At 43.6% G+C, this 3,940-nt stretch carries 6 protein-coding genes; 3 read left to right on the forward strand and 3 right to left on the reverse strand.

What is annotated here, in order from left to right:
• Positions 1-315, forward strand: a 315-nt coding sequence (locus ABF638_RS37050) for a WD40 repeat domain-containing protein (RefSeq protein WP_435027731.1), incomplete at its 5' end; no start/stop codon positions are given.
• Between the two features lie 65 nt (positions 316-380).
• Here the strand turns inward: ABF638_RS37050 and ABF638_RS37055 are convergent.
• The 3 genes from ABF638_RS37055 to ABF638_RS37065 are packed head-to-tail and all read right to left on the reverse strand — an operon-like array spanning position 381 to position 2,425.
• Complete coding sequence (locus tag ABF638_RS37055; protein ID WP_435027732.1) at positions 381-1,118, reverse strand: DUF6753 family protein; 738 nt, start codon at positions 1,116-1,118, stop codon at positions 381-383.
• Positions 1,118-1,897 carry a hypothetical protein gene (locus tag ABF638_RS37060; RefSeq protein WP_435027733.1) on the reverse strand — a complete coding sequence of 260 codons (780 nt, stop codon included), beginning with the start codon at positions 1,895-1,897 and terminating at the stop codon, positions 1,118-1,120. Before ABF638_RS37060 ends, ABF638_RS37055 begins: the two co-directional genes overlap by 1 nt.
• Entirely contained in the window at positions 1,898-2,425 is a 528-nt protein-coding gene (locus ABF638_RS37065; protein ID WP_435027734.1) for a hypothetical protein, read from the reverse strand.
• A gap of 340 nt (positions 2,426-2,765) precedes the next feature.
• Between ABF638_RS37065 and ABF638_RS37070 the strand changes: the two genes are divergently transcribed.
• Positions 2,766-3,278 carry a plasmid mobilization protein gene (locus ABF638_RS37070; RefSeq protein ID WP_435027735.1) on the forward strand — a complete coding sequence of 171 codons (513 nt, stop codon included), beginning with the start codon at positions 2,766-2,768 and terminating at the stop codon, positions 3,276-3,278.
• Positions 3,259-3,940: relaxase/mobilization nuclease domain-containing protein (locus tag ABF638_RS37075; RefSeq protein WP_435027736.1), on the forward strand; the 682-nt coding region annotated here is incomplete at its 3' end. The genes ABF638_RS37070 and ABF638_RS37075, both read left to right, overlap by 20 nt.

The following is a 3,940-nucleotide window of genomic DNA, read 5'->3' on the forward strand; positions in this document are numbered from 1 at the left end:
GTCGCCTTCAGCCCGGATGGCAAGACCATTGCAAGTGCAAGCTATGACAAAACAGCGAAACTGTGGCGGATGGATGGCAGTCTCATTACTACCCTCAAGGGGCATGAGGCTCAGGTTTTGCAAGTCGCCTTCAGCCCGGATGGCAAGACCATTGCAAGTGCTAGTGCTGACAAAACAGTGAAACTGTGGAACCTGAATTTAGATAATTTACTCGTGCAGAGTTGCAATTGGTTACATGACTACCTGAAGAATAGCCCTAACATTAGTGAAAACGACAAACACCTTTGTGATGATGTCGGTGGTAAGTTAAACTAACCAGTTTTGCTCAAATAGATAATGCAGACCCAGTTGTTTTAAATCGCCTTTGAAACAACAAACTTTTACCGCCGTCGTCTCTGATTTGGATCTGTCCCCAATTTTTTCTCAACCCGTTGCAGCTTGGCATTACTCCAATCAGTATTCTGCAAAATCTTCTGTAGAGACTCGGTAGTTTCAACAGGAGTAGGTATCGGAAAAATGTGTGAATAAAACCAAAACAGAATAAAAAATGTGACCGGAGAAAAAAGCCGGATAATAAAAGCTCTCGCCCAACTTTTAGCGTCTGATTCCACGCCTTTTTGGTTCATTAGAGAGATCATCTCCTTGACTTCTTTCAATTCCTCTCGCAACGGTTGGCTCAATGTCTCTGGTTGTCTTGGGGAGATATTGCTCAAATTCTCGGAGAGTTTGGTTAAGCTCGTCAATTGCTTGAGTTGTTGCTGAGATGTTAGATTTAATGCGCTCAACGCTGTCCCTAGCTGATTGCAGCTGGTCGCCAGATTTTTTATATTCTCCGTGTGGTCGGCTTGAATCTTCAATTGCTCCGCCGTCAGTTGACTCCATTCGTTTAGCTCTACTTGTAAATTTTCAAATAATAATTTCCAATCATTTGGTGCGGTTTCTGTCAGTTGCGCCAAATACCCAATGTACTGTACTAACCTAAAAGCTGGGTCATCTTGTTTCATCCCAGAATCTAGCGCAAACCGTAAGACTTTCGCTTGAAACTCAGGTGGTTTTTCTGATAGCAACCTATCTAAATGTGATACTGCACCATTGCTATTACCATTACTTACAGCCATTACTCTAACCCCAACTGTACAGCCGCCTTAGAAAACTCAGTTTCAACCGCATCAATCCAGCCAAAAACTCTCGATTGATTACTCAAACTAAAATCCTCATGCTCTAACGCCTCCCGGAAGGTAAGATCCTTGGAGTCAACGAGGTCAAAAATATCGTCATATAACTCAGGCAATAAAAGTTCAACTGCCCCCAATGCTTCTACAGCCTGCTTCATCTTAGAATTGTTGTAGCGAGTAAACTTATGCTCATCACCCCAGTAAAGATTTTTCACAACCACATAATCAACCTTGTCGCCGCAGAAATCCACCAGACGTTTTAACTGCAACAGACTATCTTTAACCCGACCCAGCACCGATACCATAGTGATGCGATAACCCAAACGTTGGGCATTTTGAAATAAAAAAATATCCTTAGCGACTGACTCAAAATACTCAGCAGCCCCAGCAGGTAGATCCACTAAAGAAACTTGAGGAGATAAACGTTTCAAATCATCCTGCAAAGCATCAGCACCACCGCGCTGATTTAGTTTGAGCGTTTGCACCCCAGGAGCGACTTTGTTGTAGTGGCGATAAAGCTGAGGATTAGACTGGTCACATTCATAAGCGATGCAGTTAATATTTCTGTGGCGGTAAATGTCGAGTAGGATTCTAGCCACCACACTTTTACCAGTACCGCCCTTATCCCCAGTCACCAACACTAAGCGCCCAAGAGTTTTTGGCTGTAAAGAAGGCAAGTCTTTCTGAACTTGGTCAGCCGATTGTTTAGGTTTTACTACCATCTACAAATCCTCATCAGAGATTATTTGAGGCACAAAAGCAAGACCAGAGGGATTTTGATTCTCTGGAGCTTTAACATCAGAGGTCTTTTTAGCCGTTTTAGGAGTTTTAGTAGTTGTTGATTTTGATGAAGCGGGTTTTGATTCTGGTTTTGATTGAGACTGAAGTTTGTTGGCAGATTGAGTATTGCTTTCTGTAATCTCAGGATTCTCGTGAACTACTGGCTCATCAATAACTTGTGTAGTGGTATTCTCTTCACTAGGAGTAGTAACTGACTTTTTGCGTGTAGACCTACGAATATCGTTAAGTAAATAACGGATACGTTCAGGACTGATGTTGATATCCAAAGGGGCTAAAGTTTTAGACACTTCCTCATAGGTATAGCCGAGACGAAGTACCCGTTCAATTTGACGGCGCATTTTTTTAATAGCTGCTCGTGCTGGGATATCATCTAATTCCTTAGCACCCAAAGCGCGAAGAGCATCAAGAGCGTCTGGAATCTTAGACTTAGGAATATTGTCTTTAGCCACAAGATTAAAAATCAAACTAATGTTTATGTTTAAAACTTTACTTTAACAGAGAGCATCTATCTAAAGACAGGTAATTATCAATGCAACAAATAGTTAAGAGACAGCAACAGATATTAACGTAACTGATTGAACAGTGATTACTCAAAGCGTGTAAGATAACTCACTAACAGTTAATCAAAAATAAATCACACATTACTCAGTAAAAATTATCCATACTGTAATTTACATCAACTCGTTAGTAATATCATCGTGGTGGTAGCCGCAGATTACGCATTTTGCCCCCTAGTGGGTTGTTCCCCTAGTCCTTCTGCCTCCCCCAAAGACTGGTTAGGAGCAAGCCATGCCTAGCACTGCGTGCTGTCCTCGCTGCGCTCGACTCGGCAGGCTTGCCAAAGGGGGAAGTATCCCCACTTTGGAAACCCCCTCAAAAACTGCATCAACTCAAGTTTTACTTATGCCCAAAGCTTCTTCTCAATCACTTGTCCGTACCAAAATGTTGCAAGCGCGATTCAGCCCAATTGAATATGAGATGATTCGCTCTAAAGCAGAAGATACGGGCTTGAGCTTGGGAGAATTGACAAGACGCTGTATGTTGCTGCGACCAATTCCACCACCACCGCCGCGACTGGGCAGAGTTACAGTGGATACATACCTGGAACTGTCGCGCATCGGCAACAACATCAACCAACTGGCCAAAGCCACCAACACCGCCATTAAAATGCAGTTGCCACCGCCAGCATCACCAGAAATTCTACAAGAACTCTTAGAACTGCTACGACACTGCCAACAGGAAATAGCCAATACCTTCATCGAAGAATCGGACGAGGAAACAGATGATTGGCAACCAGACTAAAGGGCGAGGATTCCGAGGACTGCTGAATTATTTGGAGTCTCAGAAAGATGCCAAACTCATTGGTGGCAACATGGGCGGCAATAACGCCCGTGCCCTGGCCAGAGAATTCAAAATTTCCCGACAACTAAACCCAGAAGCTGACCGAGTAGTGTACCACGCATCATTATCACTACCAGACAACGAGCGACTAGACGAACCAACCTGGAACGAACTTGCTAACCGCTATCTCGAAGATATGGGATTTGACAGTAACCAGTACGTAGTCTACAGACACAGCAACACGGAACACGACCACATACATATCTGCGCTAGCCGCATTCGGTTAGATAACGGGAAGATTGTACATGATAGCTGGGATTACAAGCGCAGCGAAACCATTATTCGGCAGCTAGAACGAGATTACGGCTTACAACAAACCCAGAGTAGCCATGAAAAATTATCGCGTAATCCTAGTATTGGACAACAAAAACGCCTAGAAAGAGAACACGAAGAATATATCAATGGTGAGCGCCTTACACCACAAGAACGCCCCATTAAACAACAACTCCAGGAACTAATCGACCGCGCCACCCAAGATAAACTAACTATGCCCCAACTGGTTGAGCGATTGCAATTACAAGGTGTAGAAGTTCGCCACGGCTTAACACGTAACGGCAAAAGTA

This window comes from Nostoc sp. CALU 1950, from assembly GCF_051172895.1.
Taxonomy (GTDB): Bacteria; Cyanobacteriota; Cyanobacteriia; order Cyanobacteriales; family Nostocaceae; genus Nostoc; species Nostoc edaphicum_A.